Here is a 19,524-nt window from a genome sequence, read left to right as displayed (position 1 = left end):
TGCCCCACCCCTGACTGCACGACCGGCCCGCCCTCCGGGCCGTCCCGACCGACGAAGGACACCATGCGTACCGCCGAGATCCGCAAGCGCTGGCTCGACTACTTCGAGGCCAACGGCCACACCGTCGTGCCCTCGGCGTCCCTGATCTCCCCGGACCCGTCGACGCTGTTCACGATCGCGGGCATGGTGCCGTTCATCCCCTACATGACGGCCCAGCAGACGCCTCCGTGGGACCGTGCGACCAGCGTCCAGAAGTGCGTCCGCACGCTCGACATCGACGAGGTCGGCAAGACGACGCGGCACGGCACGTTCTTCCAGATGAACGGCAACTTCTCGTTCGGCGACTACTTCAAGGAAGGCGCCATCACGTACGCGTGGGACCTGGTCACGGGCTCGCGCGACGAGGGGAAGTACGGCTTCGACCCCGAGACGGTCTGGGTGACCGTCTACCACGAGGACCACGAGGCGCGTGAGCTGTGGAAGCGCATCGCCGGGCTGCCCGACGAGCGCATCCAGTCTCGCGGCAAGAAGGACAACTACTGGTCGACCGGGCAGCCCGGGCCTGCCGGCCCCTGCTCGGAGATCTACATCGACCGTGGCCCCGAGTTCGGGCGCGAGGGCGGCCCCGTCGTCGACGAGGACCGGTACCTCGAGATCTGGAACCTCGTGTTCATGCAGTACGCGATCGACAACGTGAAGTCGAAGGAGGACTTCCGGATCGTCGGGGAGCTCCAGCGCAAGAACATCGACACGGGCATGGGCCTCGAGCGCGTCGCGTACCTGCTCCAGGGCAAGGACAACCTCTACGAGATCGACGAGGTGTTCCCGGTCATCGCGGCTGCCGCCGAGCTGTCCGGCAAGACGTACGGCGCCGTCCACGACGACGACGTGCGCATGCGTGTCGTGGCGGACCACGTCCGGTCGGCGCTCATGATCATCGGCGACGGCGTGCGTCCCTCGAACGAGGGCCGCGGCTACGTGCTGCGCCGTCTGCTGCGCCGCTCGGTGCGTGCGATGCGCCTGCTCGGCGTCGACGAGCCGTCGCTGCCGTCGCTGCTGCCCGTGAGCCGCGACGCGATGTCGCCGTCGTACCCGGAGCTGGCCACCGACTTCGAGCGGCTCTCCCAGGTCGCGTACGCGGAGGAGGACGCCTTCCGTCGCACGCTCGCGTCGGGCACGACGATCCTCGACACGTCGGTGCGCAAGCTCAAGGAGTCCGCGCCCGCCGGTCAGGTCCCCGTGCTCGGGGGCGACCAGGCGTTCCAGCTGCACGACACCTACGGCTTCCCGATCGACCTCACGCTCGAGATGGCCGCCGAGCAGGGCGTCCAGGTCGACGAGAACGCGTTCCGGCGGCTCATGTCCGAGCAGCGCCAGCGGGCGCGCGAGGACGCGCTCGCCAAGCGCCGGGGCGGCGCCGACCTCGCCGCCTACGAGACCATCGACAAGCAGCTCGACAAGCCCGTCGAGTTCCTCGGCTACACCGACACGACGGCGGAGGTCGGCATCGTCGGCCTGCTCGTGGACGGCGTGCCCGCGCCGGCCGCGACCGCGCCGGCCGACGTCGAGGTCGTGCTCGACCGCACGCCGTTCTACGCCGAGGCCGGCGGCCAGCTCGCCGACCACGGCACCATCGTGCTCGACGGCGGCGCGTCCATCGAGGTGGACGACGTGCAGCGTCCCGTGAAGGGGCTCTCGGTGCACCGGGGACGCCTCGTCGAAGGGACCGCGGCGCTCGGCGACCGGGGGACCGGCACCATCGACCTCGCGCGCCGGAAGGCGATCAGCAAGGCGCACAGCGCCACGCACATGATCCACAAGGCGCTGCACGAGACGGTCGGCCCCGACCGCACGCAGGCCGGCTCGGAGAACTCGCCGAGCCGCGTCCGCTTCGACTTCCGGTCGTCGTCCGCGGTCCCGCAGAGCGCCCTCGGCGAGATCGAGGAGCGCGTCAACACGCTGCTCGTCGACAACCTGGACGTCACCGACCAGGTCATGCCGATCGCCGAGGCCAAGGCGCTCGGCGCGATGGCGCTGTTCGGCGAGAAGTACGGCGACCGTGTGCGGGTCGTCTCGATCGGCGGCGACTGGTCCCGCGAGCTGTGCGCCGGGACGCACGTCAAGCAGTCCGGCGAGATCGGCCGCGTGACGCTGCTCGGCGAGTCCTCCGTCGGCTCGGGCGTCCGGCGCGTCGAGGCGCTCGTCGGGGACGGCGCATACGGGTTCCAGGCCAAGGAGCACGCGCTCGTCGGGCAGCTCACCCAGCTGCTCGGCGCGCGCCCCGACGAGCTGTCCGAGCGCGTGTCGTCGCTGGTCACCCGGCTGCGCGACGCCGAGAAGGAGCTCGCCGGCGTCCGCCAGGCGCAGCTCCTCGCCGCGGCCGGTTCGCTGGCGGCCGGGGCCGCCCAGGTCGGTTCCGTCCGCGTCGTGACGCACGACGCCGGTGACGTCGCGTCCGCCGATGACCTGCGCGCGCTCGCTCTCGACGTCCGGTCACGCCTCGGTGAGGCCGACCCCGCCGTCGTCGCGGTCGCGGGCGTCGCGAAGGGCCGCCCGCTCGTCGTGGCGGCCACCAACGCGTCCGCTCGCCAGGCGGGCGTGCGTGCCGGTGCCCTGGTCAAGGCCGCGTCCGGCGTCCTCGGCGGCGGTGGCGGCGGCAAGGACGACGTCGCCCAGGGTGGCGGCCAGGACGCCGCGGCCGTGCCCGCGGCGCTCGACGCCGTCCGTGACGCGGTGGCCGCGCAGGCGTCGTGACTCTCGAACGAGGGCCACGCCTCGCGATCGACGTGGGGACCGTCCGGGTCGGGCTCGCCGCGAGCGACCCGGACGGCCTCGTCGCCACCCCGGTGGAGACGCTCCGGCGCGACGAGGCGGGGAAGAGCGACGTCCGGCGCATCGTGGACGAGGTGGTCGAGCGCGGTGCACGTGTCGTGTACGTCGGGCTGCCACGCCACCTCTCCGGGGCCGAGGGTGCTTCCGCACAGGCCGCTCGCGCGTACGCTGGACTGGTTGCGCGAGCGATCGACCCGGTACCCGTCCACCTCGTGGACGAGCGCATGTCGTCCGTGAGCGCCCACCGCTCCATGAAGGAGGCGGGTCGTCCCGGCCGCAAGCAGCGGGCGGTAGTCGACCAGGTGGCGGCGGTTATCATCCTCCAGACCGCCCTCGACGCCGAGCGTCGCGTCGGGGAACGGACGGGCGAGCTCGTCAGTGCCTGAGCCGCCGCAGAAGCACACGCAGGGGGAGCACGACCAGACGACGACGAGAAAGAGGTTGGACGGCATGACGGACCTGTTCTCGGCACCACCGCCGACGACGACCGGCCCCGCACCCGTTCCTTCTCGCACCGCCCAGCGGCGCAGCCAGAAGGCGTCCGCTGCTGCTCGCCGTCGGCGCCGTCGCCGCCGGATCGTCGTGCTGTTCCTCGCCCTCGTCGTGGTCGGCGGTGCCGGCTGGTACGTCTACAACCACGTCCTGCCGGGGCTGTCGATCGGGAGCCTCCACCCCAAGGCCGAGGACTATGCCGGGCCCGGCACCGGGTCGGTCGAGGTCAAGGTCAACCCGGGAGACTCCGGGACCGCGATCGGCGAGACGCTCGTCGAGGCGGGCGTCGTCAAGAGCGTCAAGGCCTTCACGAACGCCTACAGCGCGAACGTCAACGCCGCGGGCATCCAGCCCGGCGTCTACACCGTCCGCAAGGAGATGAAGGCCGCCGACGCCGTCGCGCTCCTCGCGTCGAACAACGGGCGCGTCGAGTTCCAGGTGACGATCCCCGAGGGGTACACCGCGGACCAGGCCATCACGCGGGCCAGCAGCGTCACCGGCATCCCCGCAGCCCAGTTCGAGAAGGCCAAGAAGAACACCAAGGGCACGGGCCTGCCTTCCGTGGCGAAGGGCAACTACGAGGGCTGGCTCTACCCGGCGACGTACTCGTTCGATCCCGACGTGACCGCGACCGAGATCCTCAACCAGATGATCGCGCAGACGAAGGCCGAGCTGAAGAAGCTCAAGGTCGCGTCCGGCGACCAGGAGGAGGTCCTGATCAAGGCGTCGATCGTGGAGCGCGAGGTCTCCCGGGACAAGGACCGGCCGAAGGTCTCACGGGCGATCGACAACCGCCTGGCCGACGGGATGGTCCTGCAGGCTGACTCCACGACGGCCTACGGCCTGGGGACACCGGGATCGCCCGTGACGCAGGCCCAGAACAACGACCCGAAGAACGCGTACTCGACGTATGCGCACAAGGGCCTCCCGCCGGGGCCGATCGCCAACCCCGGCGCGGCATCGATCAAGGCGGTGCTGAATCCGGCTGACGGATCGTGGCTGTTCTGGGTGACCGTCAACCTCGACACGGGCGAGACGAAGTTCGCCGACACCTACCCGGAGCATCTGGACAACTTGGCTGAGCTGCGGGCCTGGCAGGCAGCGCACAAGAAGTGACGCCGACTCAGTGACACGCCACGCGGCCGTCCTCGGCCACCCGATCTCGCACTCGCTCTCCCCGGTGCTCCACCGCGCCGCCTACGCGGCGCTGGGTCTCGACGACTGGTACTACACGGCGCACGACGTCACCGAGGACGCGCTGCCCGCGTTCCTGGACGAGCTCGACGACACCTGGGCCGGGCTGAGCCTCACGATGCCGCTCAAGCAGGCTGTGATCGGCCTGCTCGACGACGTGACCCCGCTCGCTCACCAGGTCGGTGCGGTCAACACGGTCGTGCTCGACGACGGGGGCCGGCGCGGGTCGAACACCGACGTGCACGGTCTGGTGGCCGCGCTGCGCGAGGGGCTCGTCACTGAGTCGGACGCGCGGACGGGCGGTGGCGCGCCGTTCGCCCTGCCCACGCTCGGGTCGGCCGCAGTCCTCGGGGCCGGCGCCACGGCCGCGTCGACCCTGGCGGCCCTGCGGGAGCTGGGCTGCGTCGAGCCCGTCGTGTATGCGCGGTCGCTCGCGCGCACCTCGGAGCTCGCTGCCGTCGCGGAGCGCCTGCACGTGCGGCCGCGCTTCGTCGTGCTCGACGACGCCGCCAAGGCGCTGCCCGCGCACGACGTCATCGTCTCGACGCTGCCCCCGCATGCTGCGGACGGCCTGGCAGCCGAGCTCGCCGTCCCGGTCGTGGGCCTGCTGCTCGACGTCGCCTACGACCCACGGCCCACGGCTCTCGCGCAGGCATGGCGGCGCGCGGGTGGCGACACCGTCGACGGCGAGCGCATGCTCCTCCACCAGGCGGCCGAGCAGGTCAGGCTCATGACGGGCCGCACGGCGCCCGTCGACGCGATGGACACCGCGCTCCGGGCGGCTCTCGCAGCACGGTGACAACGTCCGGACGCGTCCCTCCTCTCAGACGCTGACCGCCGGAGCGGCAGTCGCCGTGAGCACGACCGCGAGCAGAGCCCCCGCGAGCATGAACGGGCCGAACGCGACCGCGGTCTTGCGGTTGGCTCGGCGCGTCACGAGCAGCCCGACCGACCAGAGCCCGCCGAGCAGGAACGCCAGCAGGACGCCGGTCGCGAGCGTCGCCCAGCCCACCCAGGCGAGCGGGAGGCCCACGAGCCACGCGAGCTTCACGTCGCCGCGCCCCAGCCCGCCGAGGCGTGCGAGCAGCGCGTAGAAGCCCGCCGTGACCGCGGTCCCGACTGCCGTCCGCACGACGGCCGACCCGTCGCCGAGCACGAGTGCCGCCGCCCCGAGCGTCAGCGCGCCCAGGACGATCCCAGGGAGCGTCAGCGCGTCGGGCAGGCGGTGCGTGCGGACGTCGATGACGGTGAGAGGACCCGCGACGAGCGCCAGCACGACGAGCGCGGGTGCCGCGGCGAGAACGAGGGTCGCGGTCGCGTTCGTCTCGGCCTCGTGACGCGCGGCCGCCGCCGAGCCCACGGCGAGCCCGACCAGGACCAGCGCGACCGCCGTGACCACCGTCGCGGGCAGCGTCACTGCGGCGACCTCGCTCCGCACGGCTGCGGCGGTGCGCCGTGGTGAGCGCACCACCGACGCCCCGGTGGGCGGGGTGTCCGTGAGGTCGCCGGGGGAGGCGGGCTTCGTCGTCGGCACGGCGGCACTGTACCGAGACACCGCAGGGCGTATCGGGACTGTCCACAGGCCGTCGTCCAGGCACCGGACGACGGCCGTCCGCCCGGTGGCCGCATGGAAGAATCGGGACCATGCTCCGTTGGTTGACCGCAGGTGAGTCGCACGGCCCCGCGCTCGTCGGGATCATCGAAGGGCTGCCGGCCGGCGTCGAGCTCGTCTCCGACGACCTGCGCGCGGCCCTCGCGCGCCGCCGCCTCGGCTACGGCCGCGGCTCGCGGCAGAAGTTCGAGCAGGACGAGCTGACCGTCCTCGGCGGGCTGCGGCACGGGCTCACGCAGGGCGGCCCGCTGGCGATCCAGATCGGCAACACCGAGTGGCCCAAGTGGGTCGACGTCATGGCGGCGGACCCCGTGCCCCCGGAGGCGCTCCTGGTCGACGCGGGCACCGGTGACGAGCGCGAGATCGCGCGCAACCGCCCGCTCACGCGGCCCCGCCCGGGCCACGCCGACCTGATCGGCATGCGCAAGTACGCGTTCGAGGACGCGCGTCCGGTGCTCGAGCGCGCGTCCGCCCGCGAGACGGCGACCCGGGTCGTGCTCGGCCGCGCCGCCGCCGCATTCCTCGAGCAGGCGCTCGGGGTGCGGCTCGTCTCGCACGTCGTCGCGATCGGCTCGGTGGACGTGCCAGACGACGCGACGCTGCCCACCCCCGACGACGTCGCCGCGCTCGACGCGGACCCGGTGCGCTGCTTCGACGCGGCGTCGTCGGCGGCGATGGTCGCGGAGATCGACGAGGCCAAGAAGGACGGCGACACGCTCGGCGGCGTCGTCGAGGTGCTCGCGTACGGGGTGCCGTCGGGGATCGGGTCGTACGTCTCGTCGGACCGGCGCCTCGACGCCCGGCTCGCGGGCGCGATCATGGGCATCCAGGCGTTCAAGGGTGTCGAGGTCGGCGACGGCTTCCGCACCGCCCACCGCCGCGGCTCGCAGGCGCACGACGAGATCGTCCGCGGCGAGGACGGCCTGCTGCACCGGTCGTCGAACCGGGCCGGCGGCGTCGAGGGCGGGATGAGCAACGGCGAGGTGCTGCGGGTGCGCGGCGCCATGAAGCCGATCTCGACGGTCCCGCGCGCTCTCGCGACGGTCGACGTCGTGACCGGAGAGGCCGCGACCGCGCAGCACCAGCGCTCGGACGTGTGCGCGGTGCCGCCCGCTGCCGTCGTCGCGGAGGCGGAGGTCGCTCTCGTCCTCGCGCAGGCCGCGCTCGAGAAGTTCGGTGGCGACTCCGTCGCCGAGGTGCGCCGCAACGTCGAGTCCTACCTCGCCGCCGTCCCCGAGCTGCTCCGCTGACCCGCATGGCACCCCAGCCCGTCGCGGTCCTCGTCGGACCGCCCGCGAGCGGCAAGTCGACCGTCATGCGGCACCTGGCCCGCCGGCTCGACGTGGAGGGCCGGGACACCGACGCGGACGTCGAACGGACGGCGGGCATCGCCGTCTCGACGATCTTCGCCGAGCAGGGCGAGCCGGCGTTCCGCGCGCTCGAGCGCGACGCGGTCGCCGCGGCGCTCGTCTCGCACCCTGGCGTGCTCTCGCTCGGGGGCGGCGCGGTGCTCGACGCCGCCACGCGCGAACGGCTGTCCGAGTACGTGGAGCGGGGTGGCGTCGTCGTGTTCCTCGACGTGAGCCGCGTGGCCGCCGCCCGTCGGCTGCGCGGAGACACCAGCCGGCCGTTGCTCGCGGGTGACGCCATGACGCGCTGGGACGAGCTGATGGCCGCGCGGCGGCCCGTCTACGAGGCGGTCGCGACCGTGCGCGTGACGACGGACGCCCACGGGCCGCGCCGGGTCGTCGAGGAGATCGTCGAGCACATCGGGCGGGCGCAGCAGAGCGCACCGCCCCGGACCGAGGAGGACGTGTGAGCGAGTCGCTCGTGGACGAGGCGGGCACCGCGCCCGAGGCCGTGACCGTACGAGGGGACGCGCCGTACGACGTGCTCATCGGCCGGCACCTGCTCGGCGAGCTGCCGCGCGTGCTCGGCCCCGACGTGCGCCGGGTGCTCGTCGTGCACCAGCCGTCGCTCACGGCGTCCGCGGAAGTCGTTCGCGACGACCTCGAGGCCGTCGGGTACCAGGCGTTCCTGGCCGAGGTGCCCGACGCCGAGGAGGCCAAGTCCGCGCAGGTCGCCGCGTTCCTGTGGGGCGTGCTCGGGCAGGCGGACTTCACGCGCTCGGACGCGATCGTCGGCGTCGGCGGGGGAGCGACGACCGATCTCGCGGGCTTCGTGGCCGCGACCTGGCTGCGCGGGATCCGCGTGGTGCAGGTCCCGACGACGCTGCTCGCGATGGTCGACGCCGCCGTCGGCGGGAAGACCGGGATCAACACGGCCGAGGGCAAGAACCTCGTCGGTGCGTTCTACCCGCCCGCGGGCGTGCTCGCCGACCTCGCGACCCTCGAGTCGCTGCCGCGGTTCGAGTTCGTCGCCGGGCTCGCGGAGGTCGTGAAGACCGGCTTCATCGCGGACCCGCGGATCCTCGAGCTCGTCGAGGCGCACGCCGCCGAGCTGCGCGACTGGGGTTCGTGGGAGGCGACGGGAAGCGAGCCGTCCGACGAGCTTCGCGCCGTCGTGGCGGAGCTCGTGCGCCGGTCGGTCACGGTCAAGGCCGCTGTCGTGGGGGAGGACCTCAAGGAGGCGGGCCTCCGCGAGATCCTCAACTACGGGCACACGCTCGGCCACGCGATCGAGCTCGCCGAGCGGTACGGGTGGCGGCACGGGGCCGCCGTGTCCGTCGGGATGGTGTTCGCAGCCGAGCTGTCGCGGCTCGCGGGCAAGCTCGACGACGACGTCGTCGACCGCCACCGAGCGATCCTGTCGTCGCTCGGGCTGCCGACGACGTACCGCGGCGACCGGTGGGACCAGCTGCTCGGCGCGATGCGCCGGGACAAGAAGACCCGTGGCGACCTGCTCCGGTTCGTCGTGCTCGACGACGTCGCGCGCCCCACGCGGCTCGAGGGCCCCGACCCCGCGCTGCTCCAGGCCGCCTACGCGGAGATCTCGGCGGAGGCGCCGCCGTCGCGCACCATCTCCCTCTGACCGTCTCCCTCTGACCGTCTCCCTCTGACCGTCTCCCTCTGACCGGACAGCGGCCGAGGGTGACCCTCCCGGCGAGGACCCACCCCCGCGAGGTACCCCGGCATCCCGGGTACTTCGCGAGGTACCCCGGCATCCCGGGTACTTCGCGAGGTACCCCGGCATCCGGTCTACTTGGCGGGGGCGTGGCGGTGGGCCAGCGCGCGGCGGACCTCTTCGGCGATCGTGTCGAGGTCCAGGAAGTCGTCCCAGCGGAACCTCAGGATGATCCATCCGTCACGCTCCAGCGCCGCCTGGCGTTCCCGTTCCTGACGCCGTACCTCGGCCGGTTCGCCGTACTTCCCGCTGTACTTCTCTTCGCCGTCGAACTCGATCCCGATCTTCAGGTCCTCCCACCCGAGATCGACCCAGAACTTCCCGATCTCGGTGACCACGGGGATCGCGGTGGACGGTGGCCGCAGCCCGGCGTCCAGCGCCACCCACCGGACGATGCTCTCGCCCGGCGACTCGGACGTGGCGACGGCGAGCGGCAGCAGCTCGCGTGCTTGACGGACACCCCTCTTGCCGCGGCTCTCCTCGAGAATGGTCGCCATCAGTCGACGGTCCGCCCGCTTGCGCAGAGCCGCGTCGAGGACGACGAGTGCGGGCCCTGGACGGAGCATGCGTGCGCAATCGACCGCGGTCCGCTCGAGCGAGGTCACTGGGATGCCGTTGATGGAAGACCGATCCCGCTGCGGCAACGGCGTCCAGTGCCGGCGCATCATCCGTTCGCTGGATCGACGGATCGAAGGGTTGCTCAGCTCGGTCAGGTGCACGAGCCCGTCCGATTTCCATGTCCAGCAGCCCCACAAGACGGCGGCCGTCACGTGACTGAACCAGAACTCACCGCGAAGTCTCTCGACGGCGGCCCGGACCTGCTGCAGCATCCGCGCCTGAACGCGCTTCGCGACGCTGTCCTCGACGACGCGGGGCCCGTAGACGCCTGTGCGCAGACGCACCAACGTCCCGTCCCGTACCCGGGCCTCGATCTCGTGGCGTCGTCCACGCGAGTAGCGCTCGACTTCGGGCAGTTCCGGCGGTTCCAGCGAGACCCCTACGTCCCGGGGGCGCTCTTGCGTGTTCGTCATGCCCCGCAGCATCGGGGAGCGCGAGGCCGGCGCGCGCCGACATGGGCTGGACCTGTGGATTGTCTCTCGTCTCCCCAGGTGCGCCGTCGGCTCTCGTCGCAACGAAGTAGCGAGCCGCCGAGGAGAAGACACGATGCACTGTCGCCTCGCGAGGTATGCGGGATGCCGGGGTACCTCGCGGTCAGGGGGTGAGGCCGCGCTCCGTGAGGACGTCGCGGAGCAGGTCGGCACGGTTGGTCACGATGCCGTCGACGCCCAGGTCGATCAGCCGGCGCATCTCGGCGGGCTCGTCGATGGTCCACACGTGGACCTGCCGTCCCGAGCGGTGCGCGGCGGCGACGGTCCGCGCGTCGACGACGCGCACAACGCCCTGCGCGACGGGGACCTGAAGGCAGTCCACGTCCCGCAGGGCGCGGGCAACGCCCGACGCCGACCGCAGCCGGGCGGCGAGCAGGAACCGCACGACCTCGCCCTGCCCCGCGGACGTCGCGACGGGCCGGCTGAGCAGGGCCACCGTCGCACGCCGCCGGGCGACGGAGAACGACGTGACGCACACGCGGTCGTGAGCGCGCGTCCGCTCGATCGCCTCGGCGACGGGCCGTACCCCGGACGCGCCCTTGACGTCGATGTTGACGCGCAGGTCGGGCCACGCGCCGAAGAGGTCATCGAGCCGGGGCACGGGCTCGACGCCGCCGATGCGGGCCCGCGCCACGACGGCCCAGGGGAGGTCGGCGACCACCCCGGTCGCGTCCGTCGTGCGGTCGAGCGTCGCGTCGTGCAGGGCGACCGCGACGCCGTCGGACGTCCCGTGCGCGTCGGTCTCGACGTAGCGGAAGCCGAGGGCGTGCGCGGCCTCGAACGCGCGCAGGGAGTTCTCGAGCCCGTCGAGCGAGAACCCACGGTGCGCGAGCGCCACGAAGGGCGCGTCGAGGTACGGGGTGCGGGTCATCGGCCGGTCCGTCCGGGCCCGGCTCGGAGGCGTCCGTCGAGCCAGCTCAGGACGCCGTCGAGGTAGGCGGCGCGCGGCCGGTCGGCCGAGAGCGTGAGGTCGTGCACCCCGCCGTCGACGACGAGCTCCGTCACGTCCCGGCCGAGCCGCGGCGCGAGGCGCGCGATCGACCGCACGTCGAGCACGGTGTCCTCCCGGTCGAGGTCGGGGTTGTCCTCGCGGTCGGGGCCGGAGCGGGCGGACCGGGCGACGAGCACGGGTGCGGCGACGTCGAGCCCGCGCTCGACGCGTGCCTGGCCACGGCGGACGGCCCGCAGCCAGCCGGCACGGACGGGCAGCCCCTCGGGTCGCTTGAGCGTGGTGTCGAACTCCCACCGGCCACCGTTGCTCGCGAGCTGGTGCATCGCGTAGACCGACGGCGCGCTCGTCATGGGCCGCAGCGGCGCGTACGGTCCGACGGCGTCCAGCACCCGCGTCCCGACCGTCCGGTTGAACCAGGACGATCGTAGGTCGAGGAACGGGCTGTCCAGGATGAGCACGTCCGGGCCGTCGGTTCCTCGGCGGGTCGAGTGCGCCCAGAGCGACGCGGTCAGGCCGCCCGTGGAATGGGCGTGGACCACGAGCGGGACCCCCGGGTGCATCGCGCGCGCCCCCGACGCGGCGAGGGCCAGGTCGGCGGCGTGCTCGTGGAGGTCGTCGACGTAGTGGGGCACCTCGCCGGGCCGCCACGAGCGTCCGGCCCGGCGGAGGTCGACCGCGACGAAGCCGTATCCGGCACCCGTGAGCGCCGCGGCGAGGTGCGCCTGGAAGAAGTAGTCGTTGTACCCGTGCACGTGCAGGACGACGGCGCGCGGCCGCGAGCCGTCCTCGCCGCCCAGGCGCCCGGCCGACGCGCGCACGAGCGTGACCTGCGGCGGGACGGCCCCGCCGTGGCCGCGGCTCGCGCCGCCGCCCGCGGGCGCGGGCAGCGTGGCGACGGAGAACGCGTCGCCCAGCTCGGCGTCGGGCCGCCAGGCGACGGTGTCGCTCACGCGGCCGTCTCCGGGGCCGGCGCGTCGTGCAGGCCGCCGATGCCGCGGCCGCTCGGGAAGCGCACGAGCAGCAGAAGGACGAGCCCGAGGAGCAGGACCCCGACGATCCCGAGGATGCCCCAGTACTGGTGCCCGGTGATCGACACGAGCGTCGAGAAGGCGAATGGCGCGAGGAAGCTCGCTGCGCGTCCGGTCGTGGCGTACAGGCCGAAGATCTCGGTCTCTCGGCCGGGCTCGGCCAGGCGCCCGAGGAGCGCCCGGCTCGCCGACTGTGCAGGCCCGACGAACGCGGAGAGCAGGAGCCCGAAGACCCAGAAGGGCGCCTGCCCGGCGTCGTGCAGGACGAACACCGCGGTGCCCGCGACGACCAGCCCGACGAGCGACCCGATCACGACGCGCCGCGGCCCGATCCGGTCGTCGAGCCAGCCGGCGCTGATGGTGCAGATCCCGGCCACGACGTTCGCGGCGATCGCGAACACGATGACCTCGCTCGAGCTGAACCCGAACGTGCCCGACGCGATGACGGCGCCGAACGTGAACACCCCGGCGAGCCCGTCCCGGAACACGGCGCTGGCGACGAGGAACCCGAGGGTCGAGCGGCTCGTGCGCCACAGCCGCGCGAGGTCGCGGAAGAGCTGCCGGTACGCGGCGGCGACGGCGCGGAGCCCGCGGGCGCGGGCGTCGGCGTCCGCCTGCCGGGCGACGGCTGCGGCCGCCGGCTCGGCCACCTCACCGGTGAACGGCGGCCTCCGCCGTTCCTGCACGACGACGAGCACGGGGATCGCGAAGATCCCGAACCAGAGGGCGGCGAGCACCATGGAGACGCGGAAGTCGAGGCCGTGCGCGTCGGTGACGCCGAACCACCCGACGTCGGGGTTGATGAAGCCGACGAAGAGGATCAGCAGGAGCACGATCCCGCCCACGTACCCCGCGCCCCAGCCGATGCCGCTGATGCGCCCGATGGTGCGGGGCGTCGAGATCTGCAGGAGCAGGGCGTTGTACGCGACGCCCGCGAGCTCGTAGAACACGTTGCCGACCGAGAGCAGGACGACGCCGAGCACGACGGCGCGCGACAGGTGCCCGGGTACCGGCTCGACGAACCAGAGCGCGAGCATCGTCACGAAGACGACGGCCGAGTTGGCGCCGAGCCAGAGCTTGCGCCGGCCGGACCGGTCCGCGAGCGCCCCGAGCGCGGGGGCGAGGACGGCGATGAGGACGCCGGCGACGGTGAGCCCCCAGCCGAGCCAGGCGGAGTGCTGGGCGGTGACGGCGTCGGTGTCGGCGCCCTGCTCGACGAAGGTGTCGCTCGTGAGCCAGGGGGTGAAGACGAAGGTGGTGACGACGGCGTTGAACGCGGCTCCGCCCCAGTCCCACAGGGACCAGGCGGTGATCTCGCGACGGGGGTGGCGTGGTGCGGGGGCGCCGCTCGCGTCGTCGGGCGAGGGGCGTGGGGTCCGGGCGGCGCTGCGTGCGGGCACGTGCGCATGCTACGGCCCGATACGCTCGGGCACATGACGCGCGTGCTGGTGCTGAACGGTCCGAACCTCGGTCGGCTGGGGGTGCGGGAGCCTGACGTGTACGGGGCGCTGAGCCTCGCTGACCTGCGGGAGTCGGTGGCCGGGTGGTCGGGTGAGCTGGGTGTGGACGCCGAGGTGCGGCAGACGGACGACGAGGCCGAGCTGGTGCACTGGTTGTACGAGGCGGTGGACGCGGGTGCGCACGTGGTGCTGAACCCGGCGGCGTTCACGCACTACTCGTACTCGTTGCGGGACGCGGCGGCGCAGGTGACGAAGGCGGGCCTGGTGCTGGTCGAGGTCCACATCTCGAACCCGATGGCGCGGGAGGAGTTCCGGCACACGTCGGTGATCGGGCCGGTGGCGACGGGGACGGTCGCGGGGTTCGGGTTCGACTCGTACCGGTTGGCGCTGTTGGCGGTCTCTGCCAAGCCCTGAACCTGGGGATCCAATCTTCAAGTTCTAAGCCTTGATTCTCTCAGATCAAGATCGTAGGCTTGCCGCATGTGGGTCCTGACGCTCGATCAACGTGCCAGTCGCCGCCGCGGCGACCGGGTACCCGAGCTGCTCGACGCCCTGCCGCGGCGTGGTGCGCCGGGCGTGGTCCTGCCGTTCGACCGCACGGTCGGCGACGAGGTCCAGGGCGTGCTTGACGACGCGACCACCGTCCTCGACGTCGCGCAGACCGCGGCGCGCCTGGGGGAGTGGAGCGTCGGCATCGGGGTCGGACCCGTCGACGAACCGCTGCCGGCGAGCACGCGCGAGGGCTCGGGGGCGGCGTTCGTCCGGGCGCGCGAGGCGGTCGAGCGGGCCAAGCGGCGCGCGGGCGACGCGCCGGTCGCCGTCGTCGGGGCCGCCCGGGGCCCGGCGGCCGACCGGGCCGCCGAGGCCGAGGCGGTGCTCCGGCTGCTCTCGGGCGTCGCGGAGCGCCGGACGGACGCCGGCTGGGAGGTCGTCGACCTGCTCCGCGCCGGCCTGACCCAGCGCGCGACCGCCGAGCGGCTCGGCGTGTCGGCCCAGGCGGTGAGCCAGCGGGTGCGGGCTAGCATGTGGGCCGACGAGGCCGCGGCGCGCCCGCTCGCGGCCCGGCTGCTCGAGGAGGCCGACGCGGACATGGACGACCGAGGCACGACCGCATGAGCGCGGGGCAGGTGCTCGCTGTCACCGGGATCTCCGTCCTCCTGGTCGCCGCCAGTGTCGTCGGCGGCCTGGTCGTCGTCCCCGCGGTGCTGCGTGCCGCCGGCCGCACCTCCGCGGGGGAGGCGCCCGTAGCCGACGCCGAGACCACCGACGCCCCGGACCCCGCCGCCGTCCTGCGCGGCGGGACCTGGATCGGCATCCTCGAGCGGCTCGCGGTGACCGGCTGCCTGCTCGCCGGGTTCCCCGCCGGCGTCGCCGTCGTGGTCGCCGTGAAGGGCCTCGGCCGGTACCCCGAGATCCGCGACAACCCGGGTGTCTCGGAGCGGTTCGTCATCGGGACGCTCGCGTCGCTCGTGTGGGCCGCGGCCGCCGGACTGCTCGGTCTGTGGCTGAACGGCCTCGTCAGGTAGAATCGCCTGGGCTTTTTCGCGGGCTCCGCCCAGCGCGGTCCCGCGCCTCACGCACCCGGACCTCTCCCCGACCTCAGGAAGCAGAACGTGGCGACCACCAACGACATCAAGAACGGCACCGTGCTCAACCTGGACGGCCAGCTCTGGACCGTCATCGAGTTCCAGCACGTCAAGCCCGGCAAGGGCGGCGCGTTCGTCCGCACGAAGCTCAAGAACGTGCTCTCGGGCAAGGTGGTCGACCGGACGTTCAACGCCGGCACGAAGATCGAGACCGCGAACGTCGACAAGCGCGACATGCAGTACCTGTACCGCGACGGCGACGACTTCATCTTCATGGACACCGTCACGTACGACCAGCTGCCCGTCGCGGCCACGACCGTCGGCTCGGCGTCGGACTACATGCTGGAGAACCAGAACGCGATCGTCGCCACGCACGACGGCGCGCCGCTGTTCGTCGAGCTCCCCGCGTCCGTGGTCCTCGAGGTCACGTACACCGAGCCCGGCCTCCAGGGCGACCGCTCGACCGGCGGCACCAAGCCCGCCACGCTCGAGACCGGCGCCAGCATCCAGGTCCCGCTCTTCCTCGAGGCCGGCACGAAGGTCAAGGTCGACACCCGCGACGGGTCGTACCTCGGCCGCGTGAACGACTGACGTGGCGGCGCGCAGCAAGGCGCGCAAGCGCGCGGTCGACGTCCTCTACGAGGCGGACTCGCGCGGCATCGCGCCGGTCACCATGCTCTCCGAGCGGCTCGCCCAGCCCGGCACGCAGGCCTCCCTGCCCGAGTACGCCGTCGAGGTCGTCGAGGGCGTGGACGCCCACCGCGAGCGCATCGACGAGATCCTCGCGACCTACTCGCACGGCTGGACGATCGAGCGCATGCCCGTGGTCGACCGCGCGATCCTGCGGGTCGGCGTCTGGGAGATCGTCTACAACGACGACGTCCCCGACGGTGTCGCGCTCGACGAGGCCGTCTCGCTCGCGACGTCGCTCTCGACCGACGACTCGCCGTCGTTCGTGAACGGGCTCCTCGCCCGCGTCGCCGAGCTCGGGCCCACCCTGCGGGCCTGACGACCGCAGCACCACCGTCCCGGAGCCCCGGGCGCCCACCGCGGCGCCCGGGGCTCCGGCGTTTTCGCGCTCGCGGCGCCGTCCGGCATCATGCTCGTGTGCCGACGACGCCACCCCCGCCCCGGTCGGCGAGCGAGAACCCGCCCGCCCCCACCGACGCGCCCCCCGCTCCTGTCCGCGAGGCCGCGCTGCCCCGCAGGGCCGTCGTCGGCTACGCCGCCGGGTCCGTCGGCACCGGCGGCTTCGGCACCCTGCCGGGACTCGTCCTCGCGTACTACCTGACCGACACCCTCGGCGTCGGAGCGGGGCTCGCGAGCCTCGTGGTGACCGTCCCCAAGGTCTGGGACGTCCTGCTCGCGCCCGCGATCGGCGCCGCATCCGACACCTCCGCGGCCCGGCGCGGGACCCGCCGCCCGTTCCTCCTCGCCGGCGCCCTCACGCTCCCGCTCCTGTTCGCGGCCGTGTTCGCGGTGCCCGGCGCGCTCACGGGCGGGGGAGCGGCGTGGTGGGTCGTCGTCACGTTCCTGCTCGCCGCCACCGCCTACAGCATCTTCCAGGTCCCCTACATCGCCCTGCCGGCCGAGATCGCGCCCGACTACGCCGCCCGCACCCGGCTCGTCGCGCCCCGCATCGCCGTGCTCGCCGTCGCGATCCTCGCGTTCGGCGCCGGCGGCCCCGCGCTGCGGGACGCCGCGGGAGGCGGACGGCCCGGATACCTCCTCATGGGGATCGTGTGCGGGGTCGCGCTCGGGCTGGGCATGCTGGGGGCTTTCTGGGGTGCGCCTCGACGCCGCGAGGGGCTTCCGACGCCCGTACAGGGCCCACCACGGCCCGCCCCCCCTGCCTCTCCGGGTCGCGTCCGCGGCGTCGCGTCGCACCTCAGGTCTGGGGTCGCTGCGGTGCGGGAGGTGCCGGCGTTCCGGCGGCTCGCCGGGGCGTTCGTGCTGCAGGCGCTCGCCACCGGCGGGATGCTCGCCGGCGCCCAGTACGTCGCCACCTACACGCTCGGCGACGAGGCCGACGTGACGTTCCTGTTCGCCGCGCTCGTCGCCCCGGCGCTCCTCGTCATGCCCGTCGCGACCCGGGTCGCGCGGCGCGTCGGCAAGCGGACCGCGCTCGTCGGCTCGTCCGTGCTGTTCGCCACCGCGGCGCTCGCCCTCCTGCCGATGCACTGGGCACCCGGACCCTGGGTCTACGCGCCCGTCGCCGCCGCCGGTGTCGCGTACGCGGGCATGCAGCTCTACCCGCTCGCGATGCTGCCGGACGTCATCGCCGTCGACGCCCGCGACCGCGGCGCCGAACGTGCCGGGATCCTCAGCGGAGTCTGGACCGCGGGTGAGACGGCCGGCCTCGCGCTCGGCCCGACGCTCGTCCTCGGCATCCTCGCCGCGACCGGTTTCGTCTCGCACACCGCGACCGAGGCCGTCGCGCAGCCCGCGAGCGCCCGCCTCGGCGTCGTGCTCGCGTTCACCGTCCTCCCCGCGGCGCTCACGCTCGTGAGCCTCGTGCCGCTGTCCCGCTACCCGCTGTCGGCCGCCGTGGTCGACGCTGCCGATCACGACCCGGAGCCCGCATGAGCAACCCGCCCGCCGTCCCCGCCGAGACCGGTGCCGGGCTCCCCGCGCCCGAGGTCCTGGCCCTGCTCGAGGGCCTGCGCGCGCAGGACCCGCCGACGCACGGCGGCCGGGTGCTGTCGTACGTGTACGACCCCGACGACGCGGCTCTCGACGAGCTCGCGGCGCGGGCCGTGGAGCTGTTCCTCCCGGTCAACGGCTTGGACCCGACGACGTTCCGTTCGGTGGCGGCCGTCGAGCGTGACCTGGTCGCGCTCGCGCGGGGCGTCCTGCACGGCGACGACGACGTGGTCGGCTCGGTCACCTCGGGCGGCACCGAGTCGTGCCTGCTCGCGGTGAAGTCGGCACGCGACGTCTGGCGCGCCGCCGACCCGGTCCGGGCGCACGCCCGCCCGCGGCTCGTCGCCCCGACAACGGCGCACCCGGCGTTCCACAAGGCGGCGGCCTACCTGGACCTCGACCTGGTGAGCGTCCCGGTCGACCCGGCGACGGGCACCGTCGACCCGGACCGGCTGCTGGCCGAGGTCGACGACCGGACCGCGCTGGTGGTGGTGAGCGCGCCGTCGTACCCGTTCGGGGTCCTGGACCCGGTCGAGCGCGTCGCGGCCGGTGCGGCCGAGCGCGGCGTGCCGTGCCACGTCGACGCGTGCCTGGGCGGGTGGGTGCTGCCCTGGTGGCGCGGCGAGGACGAGGACCCGCTGCCGGCCTGGGACTTCGCCGTCCCCGGCGTGACGTCGGTGTCGGCCGACCTGCACAAGTACGGGTACGCGCCCAAGGGGGCGTCGGTCGTGCTCTACCGCGGTCGCGAGCGGCACCGCACCCAGTACTTCGTGACGTCGGCGTGGCCCGGCTACCCCGTGGTGAACCCGACGGTCCTCGGCTCGCGCGGAGCCGGGCCGATGGCGGCCGCGTGGGCGATCACGCGCACGCTCGGGACCCACGGGCTCGCGGCGCTCGTGGCGCGGACCCGGCGCGCGACGGACGCCGTGGTCGAGGGGGCCGCGCAGGTCGAGGGGCTGAGCGTCGTCGGGCGGCCGGACGGGCCTCTGGTCGCGCTCGCGACCGACGAGGACGTGACCGAGGACCGCCGGGTGGACCCGTTCCTGCTCATCGACGCCGTGCGCCGGCGGGGCTTCCTCCTCCAGGCGCAGCCCGCGCTCGTGCAGGGGGACGGCACGGTGCTGCCGCGGACCGTCCACCTCACCGTCACCCCGGTCACCGAACGGGTGGCGGACGACCTGATCGGCGCGCTCCGTGCCGGCGCCGACGAGGTGCGCGGGCTGGCCCCCGCCGCCCCCGACCCGGCGCTCGCCCAGCAGGTCCTCGCCCACGGGCTGCCCGACGACCTCGCCGTCGTCATGGCGACGCTCGAGGCGCTGCCGCCCGAGGTGAAGCACCCGGTGCTCGCCGAGGTGCTGGCCGCCGCGATCGACCCGGCGCGCGGCTGACGGCCGCCCCGGCCGCGCGGCCGTGACGAGGCTCACGGCCGCGCGGCCCGGATCCGGGCGGCCCCGGCGCACGCTCCGGTAGACTCGCCTCGGCGTTCACGCCCACAACACGAACAACAACCGACGTTCCTTTAACACCCGTCC

General features: G+C 73.7%; 19 protein-coding genes. 14 read left to right on the top strand and 5 right to left on the bottom strand.

Features of this window, described 5'->3' with window-relative positions; genetic code table 11:
• The first annotated feature begins 63 nt into the window (after positions 1 to 63).
• From alaS to ACFT5B_RS15980, 4 genes are all read left to right on the top strand, one after another.
• Complete coding sequence (alaS, locus tag ACFT5B_RS15995; protein ID WP_386799998.1) at positions 64 to 2,754, top strand: alanine--tRNA ligase; 2,691 nt, start codon at positions 64 to 66, stop codon at positions 2,752 to 2,754.
• On the top strand, positions 2,751 to 3,218 hold the full coding sequence (ruvX, locus tag ACFT5B_RS15990; protein WP_386799996.1) for a Holliday junction resolvase RuvX: 468 nt from the start codon (positions 2,751 to 2,753) through the stop codon (positions 3,216 to 3,218). The genes alaS and ruvX overlap by 4 nt, the downstream gene beginning before the upstream one ends.
• A 64-nt stretch (positions 3,219 to 3,282) precedes the next feature.
• Positions 3,283 to 4,440, top strand: coding sequence for an endolytic transglycosylase MltG (gene mltG, locus ACFT5B_RS15985; protein WP_386799994.1), 1,158 nt, complete (start codon positions 3,283 to 3,285; stop codon positions 4,438 to 4,440).
• 10 nt (positions 4,441 to 4,450) lie between these two features.
• Positions 4,451 to 5,317, top strand: a complete 867-nt coding sequence (locus ACFT5B_RS15980; RefSeq protein ID WP_386799992.1) for a shikimate dehydrogenase — start codon at positions 4,451 to 4,453, stop codon at positions 5,315 to 5,317.
• Between the two features lie 24 nt (positions 5,318 to 5,341).
• Here ACFT5B_RS15980 and ACFT5B_RS15975 read toward each other — a convergent pair whose 3' ends face one another.
• Positions 5,342 to 6,052: a prepilin peptidase gene (locus ACFT5B_RS15975; protein WP_386799990.1), complete on the bottom strand. Its 711-nt coding sequence runs from the start codon at positions 6,050 to 6,052 to the stop codon at positions 5,342 to 5,344.
• A gap of 110 nt (positions 6,053 to 6,162) precedes the next feature.
• Here ACFT5B_RS15975 and aroC point away from each other — a divergent pair, with 110 nt between their 5' ends.
• The 3 genes from aroC to aroB are packed head-to-tail and all read left to right on the top strand — an operon-like array spanning position 6,163 to position 9,121.
• Positions 6,163 to 7,380 (top strand): chorismate synthase, encoded by a 1,218-nt coding sequence (gene aroC, locus ACFT5B_RS15970; protein WP_386799988.1) that lies wholly within the window; start codon positions 6,163 to 6,165, stop codon positions 7,378 to 7,380.
• A 5-nt stretch (positions 7,381 to 7,385) separates the two neighbouring features.
• Positions 7,386 to 7,949, top strand: coding sequence for a shikimate kinase (locus ACFT5B_RS15965; RefSeq protein WP_386799986.1), 564 nt, complete (start codon positions 7,386 to 7,388; stop codon positions 7,947 to 7,949).
• Positions 7,946 to 9,121 carry a 3-dehydroquinate synthase gene (aroB, locus tag ACFT5B_RS15960; RefSeq protein ID WP_386799984.1) on the top strand — a complete coding sequence of 392 codons (1,176 nt, stop codon included), beginning with the start codon at positions 7,946 to 7,948 and terminating at the stop codon, positions 9,119 to 9,121. Before ACFT5B_RS15965 ends, aroB begins: the two co-directional genes overlap by 4 nt.
• Before the next feature lie 167 nt (positions 9,122 to 9,288).
• On the opposite strand, the gene ACFT5B_RS15955 is transcribed toward aroB, so the two are convergent.
• The 4 genes from ACFT5B_RS15955 to ACFT5B_RS15940 all read right to left on the bottom strand — a co-directional run bounded on the left by ACFT5B_RS15955 (position 9,289) and on the right by ACFT5B_RS15940 (position 13,703).
• On the bottom strand, positions 9,289 to 10,245 hold the full coding sequence (locus ACFT5B_RS15955; RefSeq protein ID WP_386799982.1) for a DUF559 domain-containing protein: 957 nt from the start codon (positions 10,243 to 10,245) through the stop codon (positions 9,289 to 9,291).
• Between the two features lie 181 nt (positions 10,246 to 10,426).
• Positions 10,427 to 11,194, bottom strand: a complete 768-nt coding sequence (locus ACFT5B_RS15950; RefSeq protein WP_386799980.1) for a glycerophosphodiester phosphodiesterase — start codon at positions 11,192 to 11,194, stop codon at positions 10,427 to 10,429.
• Positions 11,191 to 12,225, bottom strand: coding sequence for a serine aminopeptidase domain-containing protein (locus ACFT5B_RS15945; protein ID WP_386799978.1), 1,035 nt, complete (start codon positions 12,223 to 12,225; stop codon positions 11,191 to 11,193). The genes ACFT5B_RS15950 and ACFT5B_RS15945 overlap by 4 nt, the downstream gene beginning before the upstream one ends.
• Entirely contained in the window at positions 12,222 to 13,703 is a 1,482-nt protein-coding gene (locus ACFT5B_RS15940; RefSeq protein ID WP_386799976.1) for an MFS transporter, read from the bottom strand. The genes ACFT5B_RS15945 and ACFT5B_RS15940 overlap by 4 nt, the downstream gene beginning before the upstream one ends.
• A 33-nt stretch (positions 13,704 to 13,736) precedes the next feature.
• Between ACFT5B_RS15940 and ACFT5B_RS15935 the strand changes: the two genes are divergently transcribed.
• The 7 genes from ACFT5B_RS15935 to ACFT5B_RS15905 all read left to right on the top strand — a co-directional run bounded on the left by ACFT5B_RS15935 (position 13,737) and on the right by ACFT5B_RS15905 (position 19,380).
• Positions 13,737 to 14,177, top strand: a complete 441-nt coding sequence (locus ACFT5B_RS15935) for a type II 3-dehydroquinate dehydratase (RefSeq protein WP_386799974.1) — start codon at positions 13,737 to 13,739, stop codon at positions 14,175 to 14,177.
• A 66-nt stretch (positions 14,178 to 14,243) separates the two neighbouring features.
• Complete coding sequence (locus ACFT5B_RS15930; protein WP_386799972.1) at positions 14,244 to 14,879, top strand: hypothetical protein; 636 nt, start codon at positions 14,244 to 14,246, stop codon at positions 14,877 to 14,879.
• On the top strand, positions 14,876 to 15,289 hold the full coding sequence (locus ACFT5B_RS15925; RefSeq protein ID WP_386799970.1) for a hypothetical protein: 414 nt from the start codon (positions 14,876 to 14,878) through the stop codon (positions 15,287 to 15,289). Before ACFT5B_RS15930 ends, ACFT5B_RS15925 begins: the two co-directional genes overlap by 4 nt.
• A gap of 87 nt (positions 15,290 to 15,376) precedes the next feature.
• On the top strand, positions 15,377 to 15,940 hold the full coding sequence (efp, locus tag ACFT5B_RS15920; protein ID WP_386799968.1) for an elongation factor P: 564 nt from the start codon (positions 15,377 to 15,379) through the stop codon (positions 15,938 to 15,940).
• Between the two features lies 1 nt (position 15,941).
• Positions 15,942 to 16,358, top strand: a complete 417-nt coding sequence (nusB, locus tag ACFT5B_RS15915; protein ID WP_386799966.1) for a transcription antitermination factor NusB — start codon at positions 15,942 to 15,944, stop codon at positions 16,356 to 16,358.
• A gap of 98 nt (positions 16,359 to 16,456) precedes the next feature.
• Positions 16,457 to 17,935 carry an MFS transporter gene (locus tag ACFT5B_RS15910; protein ID WP_386799964.1) on the top strand — a complete coding sequence of 493 codons (1,479 nt, stop codon included), beginning with the start codon at positions 16,457 to 16,459 and terminating at the stop codon, positions 17,933 to 17,935.
• On the top strand, positions 17,932 to 19,380 hold the full coding sequence (locus ACFT5B_RS15905; RefSeq protein ID WP_386799962.1) for a pyridoxal phosphate-dependent decarboxylase family protein: 1,449 nt from the start codon (positions 17,932 to 17,934) through the stop codon (positions 19,378 to 19,380). Before ACFT5B_RS15910 ends, ACFT5B_RS15905 begins: the two co-directional genes overlap by 4 nt.
• Positions 19,381 to 19,524: the final 144 nt, after the last annotated feature.

This window comes from Luteimicrobium sp. NPDC057192 (assembly GCF_042670205.1).
Classification (GTDB): Bacteria; Actinomycetota; Actinomycetes; order Actinomycetales; family Cellulomonadaceae; genus Luteimicrobium.
Note: the sequence above shows the minus strand (reverse complement) of the source record. Positions and strands in the feature narration are given on the sequence as shown.